22 protein-coding genes are annotated in these 25427 nt (G+C 66.9%); 12 read left to right on the top strand and 10 right to left on the bottom strand.

From position 1 onward, the window contains the following. Position 1: 1 nt before the first annotated feature. Genes ACRY_RS05170 through ald form a run of 4 tightly spaced genes read right to left on the bottom strand, consistent with a single transcriptional unit; the run spans position 2 to position 3360 of the window. Entirely contained in the window at positions 2-1378 is a 1377-nt protein-coding gene (locus tag ACRY_RS05170; RefSeq protein ID WP_011941595.1) for an aspartate aminotransferase family protein, read from the bottom strand. 56 nt (positions 1379-1434) lie between these two features. Then, the gene (locus ACRY_RS19615) at positions 1435-1578 is read right to left on the bottom strand and encodes a capsid protein (protein WP_138919125.1); all 144 of its coding nucleotides are present in this window, start codon (positions 1576-1578) and stop codon (positions 1435-1437) included. A gap of 52 nt (positions 1579-1630) precedes the next feature. Continuing rightward, positions 1631-2242, bottom strand: coding sequence for a cupin domain-containing protein (locus tag ACRY_RS05165; RefSeq protein ID WP_007421368.1), 612 nt, complete (start codon positions 2240-2242; stop codon positions 1631-1633). A gap of 2 nt (positions 2243-2244) precedes the next feature. Next, positions 2245-3360, bottom strand: a complete 1116-nt coding sequence (gene ald, locus ACRY_RS05160; RefSeq protein ID WP_007421367.1) for an alanine dehydrogenase — start codon at positions 3358-3360, stop codon at positions 2245-2247. Positions 3361-3783: 423 nt separating this feature from the next. Here ald and ACRY_RS05155 point away from each other — a divergent pair, with 423 nt between their 5' ends. From ACRY_RS05155 to ACRY_RS05120, 8 genes are all read left to right on the top strand, one after another. Continuing rightward, positions 3784-4857, top strand: a complete 1074-nt coding sequence (locus tag ACRY_RS05155) for an ABC transporter ATP-binding protein (protein ID WP_231295348.1) — start codon at positions 3784-3786, stop codon at positions 4855-4857. After that, the gene (locus ACRY_RS05150) at positions 4854-5786 is read left to right on the top strand and encodes an ABC transporter permease (protein WP_007421365.1); all 933 of its coding nucleotides are present in this window, start codon (positions 4854-4856) and stop codon (positions 5784-5786) included. The genes ACRY_RS05155 and ACRY_RS05150 overlap by 4 nt, the downstream gene beginning before the upstream one ends. Before the next feature lie 7 nt (positions 5787-5793). Further along, the gene (locus ACRY_RS05145) at positions 5794-6636 is read left to right on the top strand and encodes an ABC transporter permease (RefSeq protein WP_007421364.1); all 843 of its coding nucleotides are present in this window, start codon (positions 5794-5796) and stop codon (positions 6634-6636) included. A 72-nt stretch (positions 6637-6708) separates the two neighbouring features. Continuing rightward, positions 6709-7785, top strand: a complete 1077-nt coding sequence (locus tag ACRY_RS05140) for a polyamine ABC transporter substrate-binding protein (RefSeq protein WP_011941593.1) — start codon at positions 6709-6711, stop codon at positions 7783-7785. A 135-nt stretch (positions 7786-7920) separates the two neighbouring features. Further along, complete coding sequence (locus tag ACRY_RS05135) at positions 7921-9261, top strand: glutamine synthetase family protein (RefSeq protein WP_007421362.1); 1341 nt, start codon at positions 7921-7923, stop codon at positions 9259-9261. 5 nt (positions 9262-9266) lie between these two features. Further along, positions 9267-10526, top strand: a complete 1260-nt coding sequence (locus ACRY_RS05130; RefSeq protein WP_007421361.1) for an NAD(P)/FAD-dependent oxidoreductase — start codon at positions 9267-9269, stop codon at positions 10524-10526. Positions 10527-10586: 60 nt separating this feature from the next. Next, positions 10587-12068: a glycosyltransferase family 39 protein gene (locus tag ACRY_RS05125; protein WP_043509064.1), complete on the top strand. Its 1482-nt coding sequence runs from the start codon at positions 10587-10589 to the stop codon at positions 12066-12068. Continuing rightward, positions 12065-12961 carry an alpha/beta fold hydrolase gene (locus tag ACRY_RS05120; protein ID WP_011941591.1) on the top strand — a complete coding sequence of 299 codons (897 nt, stop codon included), beginning with the start codon at positions 12065-12067 and terminating at the stop codon, positions 12959-12961. Before ACRY_RS05125 ends, ACRY_RS05120 begins: the two co-directional genes overlap by 4 nt. 110 nt (positions 12962-13071) lie before the next feature. On the opposite strand, the gene ACRY_RS05115 is transcribed toward ACRY_RS05120, so the two are convergent. The 6 genes from ACRY_RS05115 to folK all read right to left on the bottom strand — a co-directional run bounded on the left by ACRY_RS05115 (position 13072) and on the right by folK (position 19736). Further along, a complete protein-coding gene (locus tag ACRY_RS05115; protein WP_007423002.1) occupies positions 13072-14646 on the bottom strand; it encodes a 2-isopropylmalate synthase in 1575 nt (524 codons plus the stop codon). Positions 14647-14886: 240 nt separating this feature from the next. After that, positions 14887-15975 (bottom strand): class I SAM-dependent RNA methyltransferase, encoded by a 1089-nt coding sequence (locus ACRY_RS05110; RefSeq protein ID WP_011941590.1) that lies wholly within the window; start codon positions 15973-15975, stop codon positions 14887-14889. A gap of 4 nt (positions 15976-15979) precedes the next feature. After that, positions 15980-16384: a holo-ACP synthase gene (acpS, locus tag ACRY_RS05105; RefSeq protein WP_007421787.1), complete on the bottom strand. Its 405-nt coding sequence runs from the start codon at positions 16382-16384 to the stop codon at positions 15980-15982. A 45-nt stretch (positions 16385-16429) separates the two neighbouring features. Beyond that, a complete protein-coding gene (locus ACRY_RS05100; protein ID WP_011941589.1) occupies positions 16430-18679 on the bottom strand; it encodes a RelA/SpoT family protein in 2250 nt (749 codons plus the stop codon). Positions 18680-18716: 37 nt separating this feature from the next. Then, positions 18717-19127, bottom strand: a complete 411-nt coding sequence (gene rpoZ / locus ACRY_RS05095; RefSeq protein ID WP_007421785.1) for a DNA-directed RNA polymerase subunit omega — start codon at positions 19125-19127, stop codon at positions 18717-18719. A gap of 102 nt (positions 19128-19229) precedes the next feature. Continuing rightward, positions 19230-19736, bottom strand: coding sequence for a 2-amino-4-hydroxy-6-hydroxymethyldihydropteridine diphosphokinase (gene folK, locus ACRY_RS05090; RefSeq protein WP_043509063.1), 507 nt, complete (start codon positions 19734-19736; stop codon positions 19230-19232). Positions 19737-19837: 101 nt separating this feature from the next. On the opposite strand from folK, the gene ACRY_RS05085 reads away from it, so the two are divergent. The 4 genes from ACRY_RS05085 (at position 19838) to ACRY_RS05070 (ending at position 25276) form a co-directional block, all read left to right on the top strand. Beyond that, the gene (locus tag ACRY_RS05085; RefSeq protein ID WP_007421783.1) at positions 19838-20410 is read left to right on the top strand and encodes an NYN domain-containing protein; all 573 of its coding nucleotides are present in this window, start codon (positions 19838-19840) and stop codon (positions 20408-20410) included. A gap of 6 nt (positions 20411-20416) precedes the next feature. Next, positions 20417-21052: a uracil-DNA glycosylase gene (locus tag ACRY_RS05080; RefSeq protein ID WP_011941587.1), complete on the top strand. Its 636-nt coding sequence runs from the start codon at positions 20417-20419 to the stop codon at positions 21050-21052. A 47-nt stretch (positions 21053-21099) separates the two neighbouring features. Beyond that, a complete protein-coding gene (locus ACRY_RS05075; protein WP_011941586.1) occupies positions 21100-23880 on the top strand; it encodes an ATP-dependent DNA helicase in 2781 nt (926 codons plus the stop codon). A 184-nt stretch (positions 23881-24064) separates the two neighbouring features. Continuing rightward, positions 24065-25276 carry an outer membrane beta-barrel protein gene (locus ACRY_RS05070; RefSeq protein WP_011941585.1) on the top strand — a complete coding sequence of 404 codons (1212 nt, stop codon included), beginning with the start codon at positions 24065-24067 and terminating at the stop codon, positions 25274-25276. Positions 25277-25427: the final 151 nt, after the last annotated feature.

Below are 25427 nucleotides of genomic sequence, written 5' to 3'. Positions count from 1 at the left end.
GTCAGACCGCCATCTCGCCGCGCACTTCATCCATCGTCGCGGTGATGGCGCGACGGGCGCGGGCGACCATGTCATCGATTTCCGCTTCGCCGATGATCAGCGGCGGCGCGAACACCATCGTGTCGCGCACCGCGCGCATCACCAGGTCGTTGGCGAAGCAGTGGTCGCGGCAGATCGTGCCGACGCGGCCCGTCTTCTCGAAGGGGCGGCGGGTGCGCCGGTCGGCGGTCAGCTCGATCGCGCCGATCAGGCCGACGCCGCGGATCTCGCCGACGATCGGCAGGTCGTCCAGCGCGGCATGCAGCCTTTCGCGCAGGATCTCGCCGCTGGCGGCGGCGCGGGCGGCAAGATCCTCGCGCTCGATGATGTCGAGATTGGCGAGGGCGACGGCGCAGGAGACCGGATGACCGGAATAGGTGAAGCCGTGATAGAACTCGCCGGTCTCGTTGATCAGCACCTCGGCCACGCGGTCGCCCACCATGACGGCGGAGAGCGGCGCGTAGCCGGAGGTGATGGCCTTGGCGAGGGTCATCATGTCAGGCTGGATGCCGAAGGTTTCGCAGCCGAACATGCGGCCGGTGCGGCCGAAGCCGCAGATCACCTCGTCGGCGATCAGCAGGATGTCGTTCTCGCGGCAGATGCGCTGGATTTCCGGCCAGTAGGTCGCGGGCGGGATGATGACGCCGCCGGCGCCCTGGATCGGCTCGCCGATGAAGGCGGCGATGTTGTCGGCCCCGAGTTCGGCGATTTTCGCTTCCAGCGCGCGGGCGGCGTGCACGCCGAATTCGGCCGGGTCCATCTGGCTGCCGCGGCCATACCAGTAGGGCGGCATGATATGGGCGAAGTCGGGCAGCGCGGCACCCTGGCGGTGCATGTCCTTCATCCCGCCGGCGGCAGCACCCAGCGTGGTCGAGCCGTGATAGCCGTATTCGCGGCCGATGACGATGCGCTTGGCGGGCTTGCCGCGTGTGATCCAGTAGGTGCGGGCCATGCGCAGCGCGGTATCGACCGCTTCGGAGCCGGAGCAGGCGAAGAAGGCGTGGTTCAGGTCGCCCGGCGCCATCGCGGCGAGACGCTCGGCGAGGGCGATGACCGGGCGCGTCGAGGTCTTGAAGAAGGTGTTGTAGAAGGGCAGCGCGCGCATCTGCGCCGCCGAAGCCTCGACCAGTTCCTCGCGCCCGTAGCCGGCGGCGACGCACCAGAGGCCGGCCATCGCATCGAGGACGCGGCGGCCCTGATCGTCGGTCAGCCAGACGCCGTCACCGCCGGTGATGATGCGGACGCGCCCCTCGTGGAGGGATTTGTGGTCGGAAAACGGGTGGAGATGGTGGGCAGCGTCGGCCGCCTGCCAGTCGAAGGCAATGGTCTGGTCGGACATGATCTACTCCGTTGTGTCGTGCGTGGGTGACGGCCGGGGCCGCGTGACGGCAACGATCAGGAGCGGGGCGGGCTGAAACCGATTCGCGCGCAGAGGCGCAGCATCTCGGCTTGCAGGTCGAGGCCGGCGCGCGGGGCGACGAGGCGGAGCGTCGCCGCGCGGCGGGCCGGATCGGACCTGGTTTCACCGAAGCGTGTCATCGCGTGACACAGTATCGGCTCCGGCGGCGCTGTTCAACCGGAATGTGCCGGTTCAGAAGCTCGGCGGTGTGTTGGCGCTGATCACCTCGCAGACCTCGTCGAACGGGTTGCGGAAGCGATGCGGGATCCGGCTGCGGAAATAGTAGGCCTCGCCGGCGCCGAGGGTGCGTTCCTGGTCGCCGACGGTGACGACGATGCGGCCGCGGATGATGACGCCAGCCTCCTCGCCCTCGTGACGGAGCATCGCCTCGCCGGTATCGGCGCCGGGGCTGTAGGTTTCGTGCAGCATCTGCAACGCCCGGTCCTTCAGGCGCCGACCGACCATGCGGAAGGAGATCCGCTCGTCGAAGGCGATTTCGGTAAGGTCGGCGGCGGTGAAGAACACATCCTCCGGCGCGGTCAGATCGAGCGTGAAGAACTCGGCGAGGGACATCGGGATGCCATCGAGGATTTTCTTCAGCGAGGAGATCGACGGGCTGACCCGCCCCTGCTCGATCAGCGAAATGGCGCCGTTGGTCACGCCGGCGCGACGGGCAAGCTCGCGCTGGGTGAGGCCGAAGATCTGGCGCATCCGGCGCAAACGCGCGCCGACGCCCGCATCGGCGGCGGTTGCCGGATCGGATGGATCGGGAGGGTCTGGCGGTTCGGGCGCGTCGGCGTCCATGCTCAGGCGAGAACCTGCTCGACCGGCAGCAGGTCGTGACCGAGGGCGGCCGCGACCGCCGGGTGGACGATCCGCCCGTTAGCGACGTTGAGACCGGCGCGCAGATGCGGATCGGCGCGAAGGGCCTCGCGCCAGCCCTGCCCGGCGAGGCGCAGCGCGTAGGGCAGCGTCGCCTGGGCGAGGGCGAAGGTCGAGGTGCGGGGGACGGCGCCCGGCATGTTGGCGACGCAGTAATGCACGACGCCGTCGACCACGTAGGTCGGGTTGTCGTGCGTGGTGGGCTTGCTGGTCTCGAAGCAGCCGCCCTGGTCGATCGCGACATCGACCAGCACGGCGCCGCGGCGCATGTGGCCGAGCATGTCGCGCGTGACCAGCTTCGGCGCCGAGGCGCCGGGGACGAGGACCGCGCCGATGACGAGATCGGCGTTGAAGACGGTCTGCTCCAGCGCTTCCGTGGTGGAGAACATCGTTTTCAGCCGCGGCCCGTAGAGATCGTCGAGCTGGGCGAGGCGGGCGATCGACTTGTCGAGGATGGTGACATCGGCGCCCATGCCGAGAGCGATGCGGGCCGCGTTAGTGCCGACCACGCCGCCGCCGAGCACGACCACATGGGCAGGCGGCACGCCGGGCACGCCGGCGAGCAGGACGCCGAAGCCGCCTGCGGCCTTCTGCAGCGACACGGCACCGACCTGCACCGCCATGCGGCCGGCGACCTCGCTCATCGGCGCCAGCAGCGGCAGGCGGCCTTGCGCGTCGGTCACGGTTTCGTAGGCGATGGCGATGGCGCCCGACTGCATCAGCAGCTTCGCCTGCTCCGGATCGGGGGCGAGGTGGAGATAGGTGAAGAGGATCTGACCCGGGCGCAGGCGGCGGCATTCCTCGGGCTGCGGCTCCTTCACCTTCACGATCATCTCGGCTTCGGCAAAGACGGTTGCGGCATCCGCGGCGATGGCGGCACCGGCGCGCACATAGGCCGCATCGTCCATGCCGATCCCCTCCCCCGCGCCGGTTTCAACCAGCACGCGGTGGCCGTTTGCGTGCAGCTCGCGCACCGAAGCGGGCGTGAGGCCGACCCGGAATTCGTTGTTCTTGATCTCCCGCGGAACGCCGATCAGCATGGACAGAATCCTTTCGCGACGCTGTAGTGTTTAGAATAATAATCAGAGCCTAGCCGCGCCATCCCGCTCGCGCAACCAGCTTACGCGATCGTCGCTTACATTCCGCAAAGAAAGACCAAATCTTTCAACCGAAATCCTGTGCCGTCCCGGGAAATTTCGACATCATGATATTTTGTCGTTGATTATTCTTGACGACCGTCGCGACTTTCGCGATGCTTTGCGCATTGGGAGCATAAGCCAGCACAAGAACCGAACCGTCCGGCAGGGACCACCTGCCCGAAAGCTGGGAGATCGCATGAAGTGGATTACTGCGCCGGAACGCCGTGGCGCCGCGCGAACGTCATCAACGGGGGCTTGCGGCTGATGGCGGGCCCGGTAGTCTCGGCGGCCATGAAACCGCACGACGCAGCAAGCGAACCGGCCGTGGCCGATCGACGCGGCCAGATTGTCCTCGAAGACATCAGCCGCGTTTTCGCCGCCGATGTCGTTGCCGTAGACCGCATCAATCTGGTGATACATCGAGGCGAATTCTTCACGCTGCTCGGCCCTTCCGGCTGCGGCAAGACCACGTTGCTGCGCATGATCGCCGGTTTCGAGACACCCGATTCCGGACGCATCCTGGTCTCCGGGCGAGAGATGCAGGCGGTGCCGGCGCATCGCCGCCCGGTGAACACGGTGTTCCAGTCCTATGCGCTGTTCCCGCATCTGACGGTGGCGGAGAACATCGCCTTCGGGCTGCGGATGCGGGGGGTCGCGAAGGCCGAACGGCGCGAGCGGACACGGCGGATCATGGAACTGCTGCAGATCGACGCCTTCGCCAATCGCAATCCGGCGCAGCTTTCCGGCGGGCAGCGCCAGCGCGTTGCCCTCGCCCGCGCGCTGGTCAACGAGCCCGAGGTGGTCCTGCTCGACGAACCGCTTTCCGCGCTCGACGCCAAGCTGCGCGCGGAATTGCAGGTCGAGCTGATGCGGATGCAGAAAAGGCTTGGCATGACCTTCATTTTCGTCACCCACGATCAGCACGAGGCGCTGGTGATGAGCGACCGGATCGGGGTGATGCAGCGCGGGCGGCTGCTCCAGGTCGGACCGGTGCTTGATGTGTATGAGCGGCCTTCGAGCGTTTTCGTCGCCGAATTCCTGGGGCTGTCGAATATCTGGCCAGTCACCGCCCTGCCCGGCGGGCTGATTGACACGCCGCTCGGGCCGCTGGCGATCGGCAACCCGGATCCGGCCTCCGGCACGGCGATGATCCGGCCCGAGAAGATCTGGATGTACAGCGAAAGCGGCGCACCGACGGGGCGGCCGAACATGGTTGCCGGCGTGGTGCGCGAGGCGATCTACATGGGCGCCTCGACGCAGTATCGGGTGGAGCTGGAAAATGGCGCGCCGCTGCTCGTCTACGACACCAACAACCAGGCGGCCGAACGCAGCTGGCGGCCCGGCGAGGCGGTGACCTGCGAGCTGAAGCCCGAAAATATCGTGCTCATCGGCTCATGAGCGCAACGACGGCAGACGCACGGCGAGGCAGTGCCGCGCGGGCGGAGCGCCTCGGCCGCGCCTTGCGGCTTTGGGTCACCGCCGGGCCGGGCCTCACCTGGATCGTGCTGTTCCTCGTATTGCCGAGCGCCATTTTGCTCGGCATCGGTTTCTTCACCTCGGGCAGCTATGGTGGACCCGAATTGCCGCTAACCCTGCAGCCGTTGCGCGAGGTTGCCGGCTATTCGATCCTGGGCTGGAGTTCCGGCAACATCACGGTGCTCGTGCGGTCGCTCATCCAGGCAATGAGCGCCGGCGTGCTGACGGTGCTGTTCGCCTATCCGGTCGTGTTCTACATCGTCACCCGCCCGCCGGCGGCGCGGCCACTTCTGCTGCTGTTCATCGTGCTGCCGTCCTGGACCAACCAGGTGGTGCGGACCTATGCATGGATGGAGCTGCTCGGGCCGGAATCGGCGCTGTCGCATCTCGTGCAGTCGCTCGGGCTGCTGCAGCCGCATCTCGGCCTGTTTCCGGGCGTGCTCGCGATGCAGATCGGGCTGACCTACAATTATTTGCCCTACATGGTCGTGCCGCTCTACGCCGCGGCGGAGAAGCTCGACTGGGCGCTGGTCGAGGCCGGGCGGGATCTCTACGCCTCCGGCCCCAGGCTGTTCTGGAACACGGTGTTTCCGCAGACGCTGCCGGGGCTGCTCTCGGGCATCATCCTCGTCGTCATCCCGGCCTTCGGCGATTACGTGGTGCCGACGCTGCTCGGCGGCGGCAAGTCGATGATGATCGGCTCGCTGATCGCCTCGCAGTTCCTGGAAACGCCGAACTGGCCCTACGGGGCGGCGCTGACGATCTTCATGCTGGTGTTCACCTGTGCGGGGCTGCTCGCCTTCCGCGTGCTGAGCAAGCGGCTCGGCGGCGCCGAAGAGAGCATGATGTGAGGCGCGGATGATGGCCATCTCGATGGGAAAATCGACGCGCCGTTCGCTGCTGGCGATGAGCCTGCCGGTCTATCTGCTGCTCTATGCGCCACTCCTTCTGATCGCGATCTTTTCCTTCGCGCCGCCGCCGCTGGCGAAGGGACAGACCTTCTACTGGTATGCCGACCTGCTGCATTCGCCCGAGGTCATCGCGGCGTTCCGGCGATCGCTGACGCTGGCGATCGGCTCCTCGATCCTGGGGACGGCTCTGGGCACGCTGATGGGCTTCGGCCTCTATCGTTACCGCGACCGCAACGCGACCGGCATCGCCAGCGCGCTGCCGAGCCTGATCATCTACACGCCGATCATCATGCCGAGCCTGGTGTTCGGGATTTCGGAGCTGATCTTCTTCAGCTTCATCCACAGCGCGACCGGATTTCTGGCCGCCGGGCTGCTGACGATGGGCATCGCGCATGTCACCTTCGAGGCACCGTTCGTCGCCCTCGTGGTGTTCGCGCGGCTGTCGGGGCTCGATCCGAACATGTTCGAGGCCTCGCACGATCTCTACGCCGATGCGCGGCAATCCTTCCTGCACCTGACCGTGCCGGTGATCCGGCCGGCGATCATCGGCGGTTTCCTGCTCGCCTTCACGCTGTCGATCGACGATTTCACGATCAGCTTCTTCACCGCCGGGCCGGGCAGCACGACGCTGCCGATCTACATCTACAGCGCGGTGGCGCGGAAGGGCGTGTCGCCCGACATCAACGCGCTGGCCACGCTGATGATCGCCACCGTCATCGGCACCGGGCTGCTGCAATACATGTTCACGAGAAACCGGGCGCGAAAGCTCGTCGCGCGACCTGGAGACTGAGACGGACGAGCCGCACAGGCAACGGATGACGACGCGGCAACGCGGATGAATCAACGCTACAGGAGGTTTTTGATGAAGGGACTCATGGGGAAGATCGCGGGAGGTGCGCTTGCCGCGCTCATCGCGATCGGCGGTGGCGCGCCGGCCGCGCATGCCGCGGGCAAGACGCTCTACCTGTTCAACTGGCAGGACTATATCGGCAAGGGCCTGATCAAGAAGTTCGAGGCCTATTGCGGCTGCAATGTCGTGCAGACGTACTACGATTCGAATTCCGAACTCGACGCGAAGCTGCGTGCCGGCGGCGACTCGCAGTATGACGTGGTCGTCCCGTCGAGCTACTACATTCCGCAGCTCGTCCAGCAGGGGCTGATCCGCAAGCTCGACAAGTCCAAACTGCCGAACTTCAAGAATTTGCTGCCGCGCTTCCAGAACGTCAGCTACGATCCGCACGACACTCACGTCGTCCCCTATCAGTGGGGCACGATCGTGATCGGCTACAACAAGGACAAGATCAAGAACCCGCCCGAGAGCTGGGCAGCACTGTTCGACCCGAAATACAACGCGAGCTACCCGTTCTCGATGATGAAGGGTTCGGGGCGCGATCTGATCGGGGCGGCCTGCGCCTATCTCGGCGAGGGCTTCGCCTGCAAGACCAAGGCCGCCTGGATCAAGGCGGCGAAACTGATCGAGAAGCAGGTCAAGCGGCCGAACTTCTCCGGCTTCGTCGATGGCGATCCGACGATGCAGCAGCTCAAGAAGGGCGTCGTCGCGATCGGGATGACCTGGAGCGGCAGCGTCGCGCAGTGCTATGCTGACAAGACCTGCCTCAATATCGGCTGGATCCTGCCCAAGGAAGGCTCGGAGGCCTGGGTGGACAACATGGCGATCCCGACCCACGCACCGAATCCCGAGCTCGCCTACAAGTTCATCAACTTCATCCTCGGCGCCAAGGAGGGGGCGGAGCTGTCGAACTTCAACATGTATCCGAGCCCGAATGCGGCCTCGGAGCCGTATCTCGACAAGGCCATCAAGCAGCCGCTGGTCACGCCGACCGCGGCGCAGATGAAGCGGCTCAGCTTCCTTCCCGCGCTGACGCCGGCGCAGGCCAAGGAATTCGGTGCGATCTGGACCGCGGTCCGCCAGCACTGAACGACGACGGCGCGCCCGAGCCGGGCGCGCCGGAACCGTGGCGGCGGGACCGCGGACCCCACGCCACACATCCGAAACCGGGCATCGTCGCCGGTGGAACATCATGTTCCCGCCGGGACTGCTCCTGAGGCACACATGACCGACCTGGCCGAATGGTTCAACGAACACCGCATCACTGAAGTGGAGTGTCTGGTTCCCGATATTACCGGCATCCCGCGTGGCAAGATCATGCCCGCGCAGAAATTCCTTCGCGGCGGCGCACCTCGCCTGCCGGAGAGCATTTTCATCCAGTCCGTGACGGGAGAATATCCGGAAGACCCGGAAGACACGCTGACCGACCCTGCGATCATCGACATCAATCTGATCCCCGATCCCGCGACCGTCCGCCTCGTGCCCTGGGCGCATGAGCCGACAGCGCAGATCATCCACGACTGCCAGTATTCGAATGGCCGACCGGTGACGATCGCGCCACGGCAGGTACTGCGCCATGTGCTCGAACTCTACAAGGAGCGTGGCTGGCAACCCGTCCTCGCGCCGGAACTGGAGTTCTATCTGGTCGGGCGCAATACCGACCCTGACTACCCGTTAGTGCCGCCGGTCGGCCGCTCCGGGCGGCAGGAAACCGGGCGGCAATCCTACTCGATCGACGCGGTGAACGAATTCGATCCGCTGTTCGAGGAGATGTACGATTTCTGCGAAATGCAGGAACTTGATCTCGACACGCTCATCCATGAGGAAGGGGCGGCCCAGGTCGAGATCAACTTCCTGCACGGCGATCCGCTGAACCGGGCCGATCAGGTGTTTCTCTTCAAGCGCACGGTTCGCGAGGTCGCGCTGCGCCACGACATGTATGCCACCTTCATGGCCAAGCCGATGGGCCAGGAGCCGGGCAGCGCCATGCATGTGCACCAGAGCGTGGTCGACCTCGAAACCGGGCGAAACCTGTTCGCCGACCAGGACGGGCGGCCGAGCCAGCTTTTTCTTTCCTTCATTGCCGGATTGCAGAAATACATTCCGGCGATCATGCCGATCTTCGCGCCGAACGTGAATTCCTATCGCCGGCTCACGCGGTTTTCCAACGCGCCGATCAACCTGCAATGGGGGCATGATAACCGGACCTGCGGCCTGCGTGTGCCTTACGGCGAGGCCGGCGCGATGCGCGTCGAGAACCGCGTGCCGGGGGCGGACGCGAATCCCTATCTCGCCTTCGCCGCCTCGCTCGCCTGCGGTTATCTCGGCATGATGGAAGGGCTGACGCCGACTCCGGCCTTCCGCGGCTCGGCCTATTCGCAACCCTATTCGCTGCCGCGCGAACTCTCGCACGCGCTCGAGATGATGGAACAGGCGCGGCCGCTGATCGACATTCTCGGGCAGAAGCTCGTCGAGGTGTTCGTCGCGGTGAAGCGGCTCGAATACGAGACCTATCTGCGGGTGATCAGCTCGTGGGAACGCGAACACCTGCTGCTGAACGTCTGAACCGCATGGCCCTGTCGAACTACTACGAGACCACGGCGCGGTATGACGCGACGACGGCGCCGCTCGAAGGCGACCTGCGCTGCGATGTCGCGATCATCGGCGCGGGAATGACCGGATGCTCGGCGGCGCTGCACCTCGCCGAGCGGGGCTATCGCGTGGTCGTGCTGGAGGGCGAGCGCATCGGCTTCGGCGCCTCGGGGCGGAATGGCGGGCAGGTGCTGCCGGGCTTCGCCGCCGATCTCGGCAAGCTCCGGCGGCTCGCCGGCGATTCTGTGGCGAAGGCGCTGTGGGAGATGTCGATCGAGGCGGTGGACCTCGTGCACGCGCAGATCGCGCGGTTCGCGATGCCGTGCGACCCGCGGCGGGGCTACCTGCATGTGGCGGTGAAGGACCGGCAGGTGGGCGAGCTCGAAGCCTGGCAGCGGGAGCTCGAGGCGCTCGGGCTGGAGGGGTTCCGGCTGCTGCGCGGTGCGGCGCTGCAGGAGCGGCTGCGCAGCCCGCGCTACCTCGCCGGGCTGCTCGACCCGGTCGCGGGCCATATCCATCCGCTGAACTACACGCTCGGCCTTGCCCATGCGGCGATGGCGGCGGGCGCCGTGATCCATACGGGCACGCGGGTCGCATCGATCACGTCGGGCGACGAGGTGGTGCTGAAGACGGCGCGCGGCAGCGTGCGCGCGGGGCATCTGCTGATCTGCGGCAATGCCTATCTCGGCACGCTGGTGCGGCCGATCGCCGGCTATGTGATGCCGGTCGGCACCTATATCGTCGCGACCGAGGCGCGGGCGGATGTGCGCGATCTCATTCCGCATGACGAGGCGGTGGCGGACCTCAATTTCGTGCTCGACTATTTCCGCCGCAGCGCCGACGACCGGATGCTGTTCGGCGGGCGGGTGTCCTATTCCACGCTGCCGCCGCCCAATCTCGGCGCGGCGATGCTGGCGCGGGCGAAGCGGGCCTTTCCGCAACTCGCGGATGCGCGGGCTGAGCATGTGTGGGGCGGCAATGTCGCGATCACCCGCAACCGGCTGCCACATTTCGGCCGGCTCGGCCGCAACGTGCTGTTCGCCCAGGGGTTTTCAGGACATGGCGTGGCGCTGACCGGGCTTGCGGGCCGGCTGATGGCCGAGGCGGTGGCCGGCCGCGCCGAGCGGTTCGACACCTTCACCCGCATTCCGCATGCGCGGTTTCCGGGCGGCCCGCTGCTGCGGATGCCGACGCTGGTGCTGGCGACGAGCTGGTTCCGGCTGCGGGACATGCTCTGACCGGGTTGCCAGAAACAACAACCTGTGGTTGCTATTCGGGGTAAGCCCGGAGCTGAAGCCATGCGCCCTGCCCGCCTTGCGCCCGCGCTGTGCGGCGCCGCGATCCTGCTCGTCGCGATCGCGTGGCGCCGCGGCGGCGAGTATGACGAGTTCTATTCCGTCTTCCTCGTTGCCGGGCATCCGCGGCCGGACTGGCCCGCCCTGCCCTTCGGCGCCGGCGCGGCGCGGGCGTTCTATCGCGGCCATGCGGGGTTCGGCGCGATTGCGACGGGCTTGCGGCGGGGCGATGTGCATCCGCCGCTGTATTTCTGGCTGCTGTCGCTCTGGCGCGACGCGCTCGGGGTCGGGCTGTTCCGGCTGCGGCTGCTCTCGGTCGTGGAGACGCTGGGCGCGCTGGCGCTGCTCGGGCGGATCGCCTTGCGGATGGGCATCAGCCCGTCCCTCACGATCGCGATCACGACGCTGTTCTACGGCTTCGCCTATACCGGCATCGTGGCGCGGGATTTCGCGCTGGCGACGCTCTGCGCGATGGCGGGGACGCTGCTGGCGATCGACGCGGCGCGCGGCGGCAGCGCCCGCGCCGGGTTTTGCGCCGGCGCGCTGTTGGGGGCCGCGTGTTTCAGCAATTACCTCGCCAGCTTTACCGCGGTTGCGGTGGGTCTCTGGCTGGCCTGGATGACGTGGCGGCAATGGCGAGTGTGGCTGGCGGCGGCGCTGGGCGGGGCGGCGTTCCTGCCGGCGGGGCTGTGGTTTTTTCTCGCCCAGGCGGGGTCGCGGCGGGGGCAGTTTCCACCGTTTCGCCTCGCCCCGGCGCTGGGCGCGCTGGCGCGGGACCAGGCCGGCGCGTTGCTCGGCGCCCTGCCCCGCGAGGTGCCGGCCGCCTTCGCAATGCCGGTTGCGGCGGTGCTGGGGGTGGGGCTGGCCGGGTTGCTGATCCTCGTCCTTCACGACAGGCGGCGGGCGCTCGGGCGGGATGACCGGGCACTGCTCGCGGCGGGGTTCGCGGCACCGCCGCTCGGCCTGCTGGCGTTGGGCGCGGCGTTCGGCAACCAGCCTTTCGAGATGCGCTATGTGTGGCTCGGCCTGCCCTTCGCCGGGCTGGCGCTGGCCGCCTCGCTGCGGCGGCGGCCGTGGGCGCTCGCCGCCTCGCTGGCGGTCGGGGCGGCGTCGATCGCGGGGCTCGCGCTTTCGCCGGCGACGATGCAGCCGGCCGCCCGCATGGTGCGGGCGGCGGCGCGTCTGCCGGCGGGCACGCTGGTCATTGTCCCGTTCGGCAATGACGGGGTGGGCGTGCCGGGACCGTTCGTGGCGGCGGCGCCGGCGCAGATGCACATTCTGGTGGCGCGGGCGGCGGGAGCGGCGGTGCTGGCGGCGGCACGGCCGTATCCGCGCATCGCCGTCGCACGGATCGAGGCGGATGGGGCCAGCCGCGCGCTGGTGCCGCGTCTCGCCGCCCTGTTCAAGGCCGCACCCTGCTGGCACTCTGCGCCGGCGGGACCGCTGCTTGCGGTGTTCGCCAACACATGCCGGGAGCGGAGATGAGCGGGTTTTTCGAGGGGTTCAGCGAATCGACGGCCGATCTCGGCGACGGGCGGCACTTCCGGCTGCGCAGCGGCGGCAGCGGGCCGCCGCTGGTGATGCTGCACGGCATGCCGCAGACCCATTGCATGTGGCACCGGATCGCCCCCGCGCTGGCGGCGCGATTCACCGTGATCTGCCCGGACATCACCGGCTATGGAAACAGCTACAAGCCGGCGGCGAGTGCGGACCACGAAGCCTATTCCAAGCGGCGCATGGCGCAAGACATCGTCGACCTCGCGGCACATCTCGGGATCGGCCGCTTCGCGCTGGTCGGCCACGATCGCGGGGCGCGGGTATCGCACCGGCTGGCGCTCGACCATCCCGACCGGATCTCGCGGCTCGCGCTGCTCGACATCATTCCCACGATCGAGCATTTCGAACGCACCGACATGCGCTTCGCCATGGGCTATTATCACTGGTTCTTCCTCGCCCAGCCGGCACCGCTGCCGGAGGACCTGATCAACCGCGACGCCGGATACTGGCTGCTGTCGCAGACCGCCCGGCACAAGACGGCGCGGGCGGTGTTCGACGAGGCGGCGATGGCGGATTACCGGCGGGCGATGGCCGACCCGGCGACGGTAACGGCGATCTGCGAGGATTATCGCGCGGCGGCGACGATCGACCTCGAACACGACCGCGAAAGCCGGGCGCGGCGGGAGAGGATCGCCGCGCCGTTGAAGGTGCTGTGGGGGTCGCGCGGGCTGGTCGGCGCGCTCTACGATCCGCTGGAGATCTGGCGCGGATATGCGTCAGGCCCGGTGGAGGGGCAGGCCATCGAGTCGGGTCATTTTCTCGCCGAGGAAGCCCCGGAGGCGACGCTGGCCGCGCTCCAGGAATTTCTGGCGGACGGGTAGAGCATCATCCGATCAGATAAAGATGCTCTGTTTATCAATATGATAGAGCATCATCCGATCGATTAGGATCGGAAAATGCTCTATCGCGCCGCCCGCCAGAAGGGGTCGGGTCAGGCGGTCAGCGCCGCCGGTTCCTTGCGCTCGCGCTTGACGATCAGCTTGTTGAGCGCGTGGACATAGGCGCGGGCGGCGGCGACGATCGTGTCGGTATCCGAGCCCTGGCCATCGACGCTCTTGCCGTTTTCCTCGAGGCGCACACCGCATTTCGCCTGCGCATCGGTACCTTCGGTGACGGCGCCGACGGTGAAGAGCTTCAGTTCCGCCTCGTGCGGGCAGATCGCGCGGATGGCGTTGAAGGTGGCATCGACCGGGCCGTCGCCATGCGATTCGTGCACCTTCATCTCGCCATCGACCTCGAGTTCGAGCCGGGCGCGGGGCTTCGCCTTCGAGCCGGCCCAGACTTCCAGCGCGACGAAGCGGATGCGGCTCTGGTCGCGCAGCACCGTTTCGTCGAACAGGGCGGCGATGTCCTCGTCGTAGACCAGCTTCTTGCGGTCGGCGAGGTCCTTGAAGCGGCGGAAGGCGTCGTTCAGCGCGTTGTCGCCGACCTCGCCATAGCCGAGGGCGCGCAGCTTGTCGCGGAAGGCGGCGCGGCCGGAATGCTTGCCGAGCACGAGGCTGGTCTTCTGCCAGCCGACCGATTCGGGCGTCATGATCTCGTAGGTCGCGGCGTTCTTCAGCACGCCATCCTGGTGGATGCCGCTTTCATGCGCGAAGGCGTTGCGCCCGACGATCGCCTTGTTGGGCTGCACGTCGAACCCGGTGATGGTGGCGAGCAGCTTGGAGGTGCGCAGGATGCGCGGCGTGTCGATATTGTTGCGGTAGGGCACCGCGTCGTGCCGGGTGCGGATCGCCATCACGATCTCTTCCAGCGCGGCATTGCCGGCGCGCTCGCCGATGCCGTTGATGGTGCATTCGATCTGGCGCGCGCCGGCCTTGATCGCGGCGATGGTGTTGGCGACGGCGAGGCCGAGATCGTTGTGGTTGTGGGTCGAGAAGATCACTGCATCGGCGCCGGGGACGCGCTCGCGCAGCATGGTGAAGATCCGCGCGATGTCTTCCGGCACGGCGTAGCCGACCGTGTCGGGGATGTTGATCGTCGTCGCGCCGGAGCGGATCGCCGCCTCGACGCAGCGGCAGAGGAAATCGGGCTCGGTGCGGCTGCCATCCTCGGCCGACCACTCGACGTCGTCGGTATAGTCGCGGGCGAGGGTGACGGAGCGGACCACCGCCTCGAGCACCGCGTCGGGCTCCATCCGCAGCTTGTATTTCATGTGCAGCGGCGAGGTGGAGATGAAGGTGTGGATGCGCTTGCGCTCGGCCGGCTTCACCGCCTCGCCGGCGCGGACGATGTCGTCGCGGCCGGAGCGGGCGAGGCCGGCGATGACCGGCCCCTTGATGGTTTCGGCGATGCGGCGCACGCTTTCGAAATCGCCCTGGCTCGCGATCGGGAAGCCGGCCTCGATGACGTCGACGCCGAGTTCGGCGAGGGCTTCGGCCATGCGCAGCTTCTCGTCGAGATTCATCGAGAAGCCGGGCGACTGCTCGCCATCGCGCAGGGTGGTGTCGAAGATGAACACGCGATCGTCGGGGACCGCGCCGAAATTCGGGTGATGGATCGTCATGGAATGCACTCGCTCTGCTGGGGAACCGTTGGGTAGCCTCGTCTTTCTCCCCTGTGCGTGCCGGTTTTCAGCCGGGTGTTACGCCCAGGGGTCGATAAGTCGAAGCGCGAGCGGAAGGCTCCGCAGCACGGTGGCGGCGCGGGGCAGGAAAAGCGCGGAACGGAAAACCGTCTGGCTCATGCAAGGATGAGTAACATGGCGGCTTCGCCGCGCGCAAGGTTTTGCTGCCCCGCGTTCCGGTCAGAGGCCGAGGACGACGACGCTTTCGAGATGGTCGGAGCCGGGGAACTGGTCGATCGGGGTGGAAGCGAGCAGGCGGTAGCCGGCGCGGGCGAAGGGGGCGGCCTCGCGCGCGAGCGCCTCGGGGTTGCAGCTGACATAGACGATGCGCTGCACCTTCGCCTCGACCAGGGGGGCGATTTGCGGGCCGGCGCCATCGAAGGGCGGATCGAGCACGACGCAGGCAGCACCGGCAAGTTCCTTCGCGGTGACCGGGCGGCGGGCGAGGTCGCGCCGCTCGGTGTCGATCCGGCCGGCCTGGCCGCCGGTCCGCGCCGCCTCATCGAGCGCGGCCAGCGCCGGGGCGCTGCCCTCGACCGCATGCACCCTTGCATGGGCGGCGAGCGCGCCGGTGAGGGTGCCGATTCCGGCATAGAGCTCGACGATCCGCGACTTGCGGGTGAGCTTCGGCGGCAGGCCGGCGAGCACGGCGGCGCGGATCGCCGCCTCGCCCTCGAAGCTCGGTTGCAGGAAGGCGGCGGGCGGCGGGAGGACGACGAGGCCGGCGCAGTCGAGCGTGGGCGGGCGGCGGATCAGCACCGGCTCGGCGCCGAGGCTGATCCGCGGCAGGTCGTGTTCCTGCGCGAAGGCGACCAGCCGCGCCCGGTCGGCGGCGGTGGCCTCGCCATCGAGCGCGACCGACACGTCCGCCCCGGCATCGAGGAGGTTGACCCGGACATCGGCACTCTTGCGCAGCCCCTGCAACCGGGCGAGCAGCGCGCGAAGCGGGTCGATCAGCGCTTCGAGCTCGGGCCGCAGCAGGGGGCATTCGGCAATGTCGACCACCGTGCGGGAACGGGTCTCGTGAAAGCCGAGCCGGACGGCGCCGGCGACGCGCGCGACGGCGAAATCCGCCCGCCGGCGGGTGCCCATCGGGATCGAGACCACCGGCGCCGGATGCGGGTCGGCGAAGCCGGCCCGCGCGAGGGCGGCGGCAAGCCGGGCGTGCTTCGCCTCGGCAAGCGCGGCAGGGGCGACATCCTGCGCGCTGCAGCCACCGCAGACGCCGAAATGCCGGCAGACCGGCACGACCGTCGCCGGAGCGGTCATCGCGTCACGCGCCGTCCCGCGCTTCGATGATCACATGCGCGTAGGCGTAGGGATATTCATCGGTCAACGAGAGATGGACAAAGGCACTGCGCCCGGGGGGCGTGAGCGCGGCGAGACGCTCGGCAGCGCCGCCGGTGAGGGCGAGCGTCGGCTGGCCGCTCGGGAGATTCACGACGCCGAGGTCCGACATGAATACGCCGCGGCGAAAGCCGGTGCCGAGCGCCTTGGCGCAGGCTTCCTTGGCGGCGAAGCGCTTGGCGAGGGTCGCGGCGAACTGCGCCGGGCGCCGGGCGGCGCGGCGGCGCTCGGTTTCGGTGAAGACACGCTGGATGAACCGCTCGCCGAAGCGTTCGAGCGTGCGCTCGACGCGGCGGATGTCACACAGGTCGGAGCCGATGCCGATGATCATGCGAGCGTCATAGCCATAGAGGGCGGCAGCGCCAACCCGGCGGGGTCAGGTGCGGGCGCGATCGACCTGGGCAACGCCGCCGGCGGCGCGCAGCCCGGCGATGACCTGGGAGAGATGCCGCAGGTCGCGCACCTCGACATCCATCAGGCATTCGAAGAAATCCTGCTGGCGGTGGATGATCTTGAGATTGGCTATCGCGCCGTCCTGCTTGGCGACCGCGTTGGCGATGTTGGCGAGGGTCGCCGGCGCGTTGGAGGCGATCACGCTGATTCGCCCGGTGAACGGCCGTTCGCGGCCGTTGCCATCGCGCGTGCCTTCCTTGCCTGGGCCGATCTGGGCGTAATCCCAGTCAACATCGATGAACCGCTCCGGCGTGTTGGCGAAGGTCTCGAGGGTGAGGCAGTCGCGCGTGTGGATGGTCACGCCCTTTCCGGTGGCGATGATGCCGACGATCTTGTCGCCCGGCAGCGGGTGGCAGCAGCCGGCGTAATGCACCTCCATGCCGGAAATCAGCCCGGTGATGGGCAGGCCGGTTCCGCGCGCGGGCGGCCGCGGCGCTCGGGCGAGCATGCCGGGCACCATGCGCGGCGCACGGCTTTCGCGCAGATCCGGATAAGCCGCCTGCACCACATCCCGGGCTGCGAGATTGCCGGTGCCGACCGCAACATAGAGGTCGTCGAGGCTGGCCTGCTTGAGCGCCTTCAGCGCAACTTCCAGAACTTTTTCGGAACCGTCCACGCCGTCCTGGCGGAATGCCTTGGCGAGGGCGGCCTTGCCCTGGTCGCGATTCTGCTCGCGCAACTGGCCGGCGATGAAGCGGCGCACCCGCGACCGCGCCTTGCCGGTGACGACGAAACGCTCCCACGACGGCGAGGGCGTTCCGCCACGGGCGGTCAGGATCTCGACCTGGTCGCCGTTCTGCAGTTCGTAGCGCAACGGCATCAGCCGGCCGTTGATACGGGCGCCAACACAGGTATCGCCAATCTGCGAATGCACCGCATAGGCGAAATCCACTGCCGTCGCGCCGCGGGGCAGCTGAATCAGCTGCCCCTTCGGAGTGAAGCAGAAAACCTGATCCTGATAGAGCTCAAGCTTGGTATTCTCGAGGAATTCGTCAGGCGCAGAAGAGTTCTCGAGAATTTCGAGCAGGTCCTGCACCCAGCGGAACTGCTTGACGTCGGCGGCAGAGGCCTCGCCCTGCTTGTAGAGCCAATGGGCGGCGACGCCGTTTTCCGCGATCGCATGCATCTCCGGTGTGCGGATCTGCAATTCGATCTTCTGGTTGCGCGGATGGCGCAACGTCACCCCGGTATGGAGCGACTGATACATGTTCGCCTTCGGGGTCGAGATGTAGTCCTTAAATCGGCCGGCAATGACCGGAAAGGCCGCGTGGATCGCGCCGAGGGCGACGTAGCACTGCTCGCGTGTCGGCACGATGATGCGGAATGCCATGATGTCCGACAACTGTTCGAAGGCAACGTTGCGCCGCTGCATCTTCTCCCAGATGGAGTAGATCGACTTCTCCCGACCGGAGATATCAATGACCTCGACCCCAGCCTCCTTGAGGATCCGACCGAGTTCGGCGCGCACCTCGTCGATGACATCGGCACCCTGGCCGCGCAGGAAGTTCAGCCGGGCCTGGATCGAGTCGTAGGCTTCGGGGTCGAGCACCGCGAAGGCGCGGTTCTGCAGTTCGACCTTCACCCGGTCCATGCCGATGCGCTCGGCAAGCGGCGCGTAGATCTCCATCGTCTCGCGCGCGATGCGCGCGCGGCGCTCCGGTGAGCGGACGAAATGGATCGTGCGCATATTGTGCAGGCGGTCCGCGAGCTTGACGAGCAGAACACGGATATCTTTGCTCATCGCCAGCACGAGCTTGCGGAAATTCTCCGCCTGCTTGGTCCGGTCCGACTGAAGTTCGAGGCGGGTCAGCTTGGTGACGCCGTCGACCAGCCCGGCGACCTCAGCGCCGAAACGGCCTTGCAGCGCCGGGAGGGTAACCTTGGTATCCTCGATGACGTCGTGCAGCAGGGCGGTGACGATACTGCGGGCATCGAGCCGGTAATCGGCCAGGATGTCCGCCACCGCGAGCGGATGGGTGATGTAGGGATCGCCGTTTTCGCGGGTCTGCCCCGCATGGGCCTCGGATGCGACGCCATAGGCGTCGTCGATCAGGGCGATATCGACTTTCGTGTCATAGCCGTTGATCCGGCTGATCAACGGCTTGAGCGCCTCGTGGGTGACGGCGGTGCCCGCGAGACCTTCGGGCGCGAGGAGGGGGTGGTTCACGCCCATCCCGTCAAGCGGCGCGCCCACCGGAAAAAGACCGGTCTCAGCGGCGCGGTCGTCCGCCGCCGAGTTCGGCCTCGATCGCCGCGGCGATGTCCTCGGAGGTCATCTCCTCGGATTCGGCGGCCATCGCTGCGGCTTCCTCCTCGGCGGAGACGTCCTGCAGGCCGAAGATGTTCTGATCGGTCGGGATGAGGTCCTGAACCTCTTCGTCCGCCGGTTCCGGGTCCGGCACGCGAGACAGCGACTTGACGAGATCCTGCTCGAGACCGCCGAAATCGACCGTGGAATCAGCGATCTCGCGCAGTGCGACCACCGGGTTCTTGTCGTTGTCGCGATCGATCGTGATCGAGGCGCCCCTGGAGAGGTTCCGCGCGCGCTGGGCGGCGAGGAGCACCAGTTCGAACCGGTTGGGGATCTGTTCGATGCAGTCTTCGACGGTAACGCGTGCCATGTGGTCACTCCAGCAGGGCGCCCGCAGGCACCCGGAAAACAGAAACAGCTTTGAAAATAGCAGAGCGCCGCCCGGCATGCAACCAAACCGGGACGTCCCTTTCTACCAGAGGCGGATTTCGCCTTCCGCACGTTCCGGCAGCGCGGAGAACAATTCCCTTGCCGGACGTAGCAGCAGAGGATGCACCCAATCAGGCGCGACATCAAGCAGCGGCCGGAGCACGAATGTCCGCAGATGAGCGCGCGGATGCGGCAGGATCGGCGACCCGGTCTCCCGCACCATCCCGTTCACGTCGATCAGGTCGAGATCCAGCGTGCGTGCCGCATTCGGAACCGACCGGACGCGGCCAAACCGAGCCTCGATCTCGTGCAGTGCCTCGAGCAGCGCAACGGGATCAGGCGCTCCCGAAAACCGGACGACACCATTGCAGAAATCCGGTTGCGTCGGATCAGGCGGAACCGGGCGCGTGCGATACCAGGATGAGACAGCCTCAAGGTGAATTGTCTCAATTTTCTGCATCTCTTCCACCGCATGAAAACATGTGTCATACGGTGAGCCGTCATCTGTAAGGGGCAGGTTGGCACCGAGTGCGATCAGGATCATGAACACATAACTATACTAATGTGAAACTTTCGCGTAAACGTTATGTGGCGACCTGCTTTTAACAGATTGATTTATTCCGAAAAATTTTACGTCGAAAGGTTACGGCCATGCGCCTGCTTCCACAAGAAAAAACTGCATTATTCATCGATGGCGCAAATCTCTACGCCGCGTCGCGGGCGCTTGGCTTTGATGTCGATTACCGGCGGCTTCTCGATTTTTTTGACCGGGTCAATCTCGTGCGCGCTTATTATTACTCGGCGTTACTCGATACCGAAGAATATTCGCCGCTCAAGCCCCTCACCGACTGGCTGGCCTATAATGGATATACGCTGGTGACCAAGCCGGCGAAGGAATTCACTGATGGCGCCGGTCGCCGCCGGGTCAAGGGGAATATGGATATCGAGCTCGCAATCGACATGCTGGAAATGGCCCCGCATATCGACCATGCGATCCTGTTCTCGGGCGATTCCGATTTCCGTCGCCTCGTCGAGGCGGTGCAACGGCGCGGCGTGCGCGTATCGGTCATCTCGACGATCAAGACCAGCCCGCCGATGATCGCCGACGAATTGCGCCGCCAGTCTGATCAGTTCGTCGACCTGGCTGACATAGCCAACGAGTTCACTCGGCGGCAGACCGAACCGCGGCCCCGGATGCAGCGCGCCGAAGCGACGCAAGACTGATCCGGCGTGTCGGCGCAACCGGCGCGCGACTGCGCGCTCTGCCCTCGCCTGTCCGGGTTTCGCGCAGCGAACCATGCGAAATTCCCGGGCTGGTTCAACGCTCCCGTGCCGTGTTTCGGGCCGGAGAACGCCAGGTTGCTGGTGGTCGGGCTCGCGCCGGGGCTGCGTGGCGCCAACCGGACCGGCCGGCCCTTCACCGGCGATTTCGCCGGCCACCTGCTGTATGCCACGCTGATCAAGTATGGCCTTGCCATCGGCGTCTATGCCGAGCGGCCGGATGATGGGCTGGAATTGCGGGATTGCCGCATCATCAACGCAGTTCGTTGCGTGCCGCCGGAGAATCGTCCCCTGCCCGCCGAAATCGCTGCCTGCAACGGCTTCCTCGCCCGCGACATCGCAGCGATGACGCAGTTGCGCGGCATTCTCGCTCTCGGCGGAATCGCCCACCAGGCAACGCTGCGGGCCTTCGGCCTGAAGCAGAGCCATGCGAAATTCAGCCACGGCGCGATGACGGAACTGCCGGGCGGTATCGTACTCGCGGACAGCTTCCACGTCTCCCGGCTGAATACCAATACCGGGCGGCTGACCGCGGCGATGTTCGAGGCTGTCGTCGGCGCGCTGCTCGCGCGGATCGCTGCCTGAGTGTCCGGCGCTTTGGCGAAACCGCCACTGCGGGATAGACAAACCGCATGGACACCCCGTCGCGCCTGATTCTTCCCGCCGCGCCGTCGCTGGTGACGGCGCATGGCCGGGCGGCTCTCCTCGATCCCGACGGCGAACTGCGACATCTGACCGTGGCCGAGGCACGCGCCGCGCTGCGCGATCTGCCGCCGCCCCTGGTCGTGCATGAGGCGGCGACATTGCAGCGGCTCGACCTGTCGATCCCCGTCCTCGACCTGCTCGACCTCTTCGCTTTCGTCATGCCGGCGGTGACGGCGGCACCAACACCCTCCGGCCTCGCCCGCGCGCTCGATTTCGACCCGCCGGCAACGATCGAGGCCGCCGCCGCCCTGCTGCCGGACATCGCCATCGCCCTGCTCGGCCGGCTCGACCAGAGCGCCTCGCTGCCGATGAATCGCCGGGCCGCCGGGCTCGCCGCACTGATGGGCGAGGCCGGCTGGCCCTGGGCGAAGCCTGTGGCAGCAGCGCTCGGACAGCCGGCAGCAAGGCCGGATCGCGCGGCGTTGCGTCTTGGCATGATCCTGCCCGAATGGCAGGAGGAGGCGCCCCGGCCGCCGCCCTCTTCCTATCCGGTGCCGCAGGATGCGGCCCGGGGGCGGCTGGCCGACCTGCTCGGCGGCGGCGCAGAACAACGGCCGGCCCAATCCGATTATGCCTCGGCGGCCACCGCCGCCTTTGCGCCGCCCGCCGCCGAGGGCGTGCCGCATTGCGTGCTTGCCGAGGCGGGCACCGGCACGGGCAAGACGCTCGGCTATCTCGCCCCGGCCTCGCTCTGGGCGGAGCGCAACCAGGGAAGCGTGTGGATCTCCACCTATACCCGCCACCTTCAGCGGCAGATCGAGCAGGAGTCGGCGCGGCTGGAACCCGATCCGGCGCGGCGACGGCGGCGGGTCGTGCTTCGCAAGGGGCGGGAGAATTATCTCTGCTTGCTGAATTTCGAGGACGCCGCCGCCGGAGCGCGCGGTTACAATCTGGTTGCCCTCGGGCTGATCGCACGCTGGGCGCTCGCCTCGAGCGATCACGACATCGCTGGAGGTGACCTGCCCGGCTGGTTCGCCGAACTGTTCGGCTCGGGGCTGCTGCCGCAGATTGCCGACCGGCGCGGCGAGTGCATCCATTCAGCCTGCCCGCACTGGAAGCGTTGCACGATCGAACACGTGATCCGCCGCGCCCGCGGTGCCGATCTGGTGATCGCGAACCATGCGCTGGTCATGGCGCAGGCGGTCTGGGGCGGGCTGGACGATTCCAGCGTGCCAACGCGGTATGTGTTCGACGAGGGGCACCACCTGTTCGATGCCGCCGATTCCGCCTTCGCGGCGGAACTCTCCGGCGCGAGCATGGCCGAGTTGCGCCGCTGGCTGCTCGGCGCCGAAGGCGGCCGGTCTCGCGCGCGCGGCCTTGCCCGGCGGCTCGAAGATCTGGTCGCCGCCGATGAACGGCTTGCGGCACCGCTCGACGCGCTGCGCGCGGCGGCACGGGTGCTGCCGGGAGCGACCATGCTGGCACGACTGGGCGAGCCGACCGCAGCGCTCGACCAGATCGGCCCCGGTGCCGCCGAAGCGTTTCTCACCGCCCTCGCCGCTCAGGCCCGCGCCCGTGCGACCGCAGCCGAGCGCGAGTCGAATCTTGATATCGAGGCGGATCTCTATCCGGCCGAGCCGGAACTGGCCGCCGCCGCATCCGATCTCGCGCGGGATCTCGCCAGACTGGAAGCGCCGCTGACCTCGCTGCGCGAGCGGCTCGCGGCGCGACTCGACGAAGAGGCCGGCACCATCGACAGTACTGAACGGCAGCGCATCGAGGCGGCGATTCGCAGCCTGAAGCGCCGCGCCCTCGATCCGGTGGCGAGCTGGCGGCGCATGCTCGCCGCCGTCAACGAAGCGCCACCCGAGCCTGGCGAGCGGCCGTTCCACGTGCTGTTCATCCGCCAGGGGCGCGACATTGCCCTGCTTTCGCATCTGCTCGACCCGACCGAAGCCTTCGCCGACGCGGTGGCGAGTCGGGCGCACGGGCTGCTGATCACTTCCGCGACCCTGCGCGACCGCACCACAGCGATGGATGACGTGGAGCAGGATGCCGAATGGCAACGCGCCGAGTCGCGCACCGGCGCGACCCATCTCGCAGCGCCGGCGATCCGCGCCGCCTTCGCCTCGCCCTTCGACTATCCCGCGCAGACCCGCATCTTCATCGTCCGCGACAATCTGCGCGAGACGCCGGAGGCGCTGGCCTCCGCCTTCCGCGCCCTTTTCCTTGCCTCTGGCGGTGGCGCGCTCGGCCTGTTCACCGCCATCGCGCGGCTGCGCGCCGTGCATGCGCGCATCGCGCCGGCGCTCGATGCCGCAAACATTCCGCTCTTTGCACAGCATGTGGACGCGATGAACAACGCCACGCTGGTCGACAGCTTTCGCGCCGAACAAAATGCCTGTCTTTTAGGCACGGATGCGATGCGGGACGGCGTGGATATTCCGGGCAATGCGCTGCGCCTCGTGGTGTTCGAGCGCACGCCCTGGCCACGGCCCGACATTCTACACCGCGTCCGCCGGACCCACCTCTCGCATGGCGATCCGAAGACCTATGATGACGCCATCGTGCGGCTCCGCCTCAGGCAGGGCTTTGGGCGGCTCATCCGTCGCGCCGGCGACAGAGGCGTATTCGTCCTGCTCGACCGCGCCTTTCCCTCGAGGCTCGAAAGCGCGTTTCCAACCGGCGTCACGGTCAGTCGGCAGGGCCTCGCCGAGACGGTCGCCGCGGTGCGCGAATTTTTTGCCGCAGATCGGGCTTCCGCCTGACTGTAACCAATCTGCCACATTACCATCGAAACTGATTCCACTCCTGGAATGTGAGCGGTTGCGCAATCTTCTGGCATGCGGTTTGCGGCATAATCACGTTGTGCGACGCGAGAGCGGAATCTTCCGTCGTTGAACGATGAAAACTTGTGCAGCAGACACGAAACAAGAGCCTGAAGGAGGCATCATGAGTTTAGACCATTCCAGAACGCCCGGCCGGCGGAACCGCGCGCGGCTGATCGCCGCCTCGTTTGGCGCGGCGATTTCGCTCTGCGCCCTGCAATCGGCGCAGGCATTCAATGGCCCCTCGGCGATCAAGATCGACGGCGGTCCGCTCGGCCCGCTCCAACTCAGCGGCGGCGCCGACGGCTACATGTACGCGCTCTCCGGCACCGGCAACAGCACGAGCGGCGGTCTTCTGGGCACCGACAAGAGCACCGGCGCCGAGTTCATGAACGGGCAGATCGAGGTCCAGAAGACCAGCGGCCTCGTGCAGTTCACCATCCAGGTCGGCTCGAACAACTCGCTGACCCTGGGCACCAAGCCCACGGCGACCTCGGTGCAGACCTTCTCCACCGGCCCGCTCTACGCCGGATATATCACGCTCGCGCCGACCAAGAACTTCTCGATCTCGGTCGGCCAGATCGGTTCGCTCGAAGGTTACGAGTCCGGCATCGACTGGAACAACGCCAACGTGCTGACGACCGACCTCTTCTATGTCGAAAATTCGCAGAGCCGCGGCGTTTCGGCGACCTACACGATGGGACCGGTCAGCGCCAGCGTGACCTTCGGCGACGGGTTCGACACCGGGGTGTTCAACTTCCTGCAGGGATTGGTCACCTACAGCTTCAACGACAACAACGCGCTCTCGGTGTTCGGCGCGACCAATCTGGGTCATACCGGCCTGCTCGCGAATACCTATGGCAGCGCCACAACGCCCTACAACCAGTCGACCGTCGGCTCCTATGGCGCCAACTATATCAACTCCACGATGATCGGCGGCTATTACAGCTACACGCATGGCAACCTCAACCTCGTGCCGGAGGTTCAGTATGTGTACGCGAAGCCTGACCAGAAGGTTGGCATCAGCAAGTTCACGAGCAATTTCGGCGCGGCGCTCTTCGCCGATTACGCGTTCGGCAAAAGCCCCTATTCGCTGGGCGGCTGGGTCGAGTATTTCAGCTCGAACGGCCCCGGCTTCTGGTTCCTCAACCCCGGAGCGCAGGGCTACGGCCTGTCGGTCACGCCGACCTGGCAGAACAAGAACCTGTTCGTCCGCGGCGATCTCGGCCTGCTGCATCTGACCAAGATCAGCAATAACGGCAGCACCGGCTACGGTGCGAACGGCACCGGGCGCAACCAGGCCACCTTCGTGGTCGAGGCCGGCGTGCTGTTCTGATTCCACCCTGGGCGCAATCGCGGGGCCGGGCAGCGGGAGCTGCCGGCCCCCTTTTTGCCCCAGGCAGAATTGATGTTGCGAAACATTGCAGCGTTGATCGGGATCAATGAAAAATCAGACGCGCGCTGTCACGTCGGTGGCTCAGCCGGCA

It is taken from the genome of Acidiphilium cryptum JF-5, from assembly GCF_000016725.1.
Classification (GTDB): domain Bacteria; phylum Pseudomonadota; class Alphaproteobacteria; order Acetobacterales; family Acetobacteraceae; genus Acidiphilium; species Acidiphilium multivorum.
This window is presented reverse-complemented; position numbering and strand designations above follow the sequence as displayed.

Bases quoted from the DNA above. Each gene is read 5' to 3' on its own strand.
- ACRY_RS05100 (WP_011941589.1), bottom strand. From the start codon at position 18,679: ATGGGCGTGAACCACCCCCTCCTCGCGCCCGAAGGTCTCGCGGGCACC.
- ACRY_RS05115 (WP_007423002.1), bottom strand. From the start codon at position 14,646: ATGACGATCCATCACCCGAATTTCGGCGCGGTCCCCGACGATCGCGTG.
- ACRY_RS05110 (WP_011941590.1), bottom strand. From the start codon at position 15,975: ATGACCGCTCCGGCGACGGTCGTGCCGGTCTGCCGGCATTTCGGCGTC.
- ACRY_RS05125 (WP_043509064.1), top strand. From the start codon at position 10,587: ATGCGCCCTGCCCGCCTTGCGCCCGCGCTGTGCGGCGCCGCGATCCTG.
- ACRY_RS05170 (WP_011941595.1), bottom strand. From the start codon at position 1,378: ATGTCCGACCAGACCATTGCCTTCGACTGGCAGGCGGCCGACGCTGCC.
- acpS (WP_007421787.1), bottom strand. From the start codon at position 16,384: ATGATCATCGGCATCGGCTCCGACCTGTGTGACATCCGCCGCGTCGAG.
- ACRY_RS05145 (WP_007421364.1), top strand. From the start codon at position 5,794: ATGATGGCCATCTCGATGGGAAAATCGACGCGCCGTTCGCTGCTGGCG.
- ACRY_RS05075 (WP_011941586.1), top strand. From the start codon at position 21,100: ATGGACACCCCGTCGCGCCTGATTCTTCCCGCCGCGCCGTCGCTGGTG.
- ACRY_RS05120 (WP_011941591.1), top strand. From the start codon at position 12,065: ATGAGCGGGTTTTTCGAGGGGTTCAGCGAATCGACGGCCGATCTCGGC.
- ACRY_RS19615 (WP_138919125.1), bottom strand. From the start codon at position 1,578: ATGACACGCTTCGGTGAAACCAGGTCCGATCCGGCCCGCCGCGCGGCG.
- rpoZ (WP_007421785.1), bottom strand. From the start codon at position 19,127: ATGGCACGCGTTACCGTCGAAGACTGCATCGAACAGATCCCCAACCGG.
- ACRY_RS05135 (WP_007421362.1), top strand. From the start codon at position 7,921: ATGACCGACCTGGCCGAATGGTTCAACGAACACCGCATCACTGAAGTG.
- ACRY_RS05130 (WP_007421361.1), top strand. From the start codon at position 9,267: ATGGCCCTGTCGAACTACTACGAGACCACGGCGCGGTATGACGCGACG.
- ACRY_RS05150 (WP_007421365.1), top strand. From the start codon at position 4,854: ATGAGCGCAACGACGGCAGACGCACGGCGAGGCAGTGCCGCGCGGGCG.
- ACRY_RS05085 (WP_007421783.1), top strand. From the start codon at position 19,838: ATGCGCCTGCTTCCACAAGAAAAAACTGCATTATTCATCGATGGCGCA.
- ACRY_RS05070 (WP_011941585.1), top strand. From the start codon at position 24,065: ATGAGTTTAGACCATTCCAGAACGCCCGGCCGGCGGAACCGCGCGCGG.
- ACRY_RS05140 (WP_011941593.1), top strand. From the start codon at position 6,709: ATGAAGGGACTCATGGGGAAGATCGCGGGAGGTGCGCTTGCCGCGCTC.
- ACRY_RS05165 (WP_007421368.1), bottom strand. From the start codon at position 2,242: ATGGACGCCGACGCGCCCGAACCGCCAGACCCTCCCGATCCATCCGAT.
- ald (WP_007421367.1), bottom strand. From the start codon at position 3,360: ATGCTGATCGGCGTTCCGCGGGAGATCAAGAACAACGAATTCCGGGTC.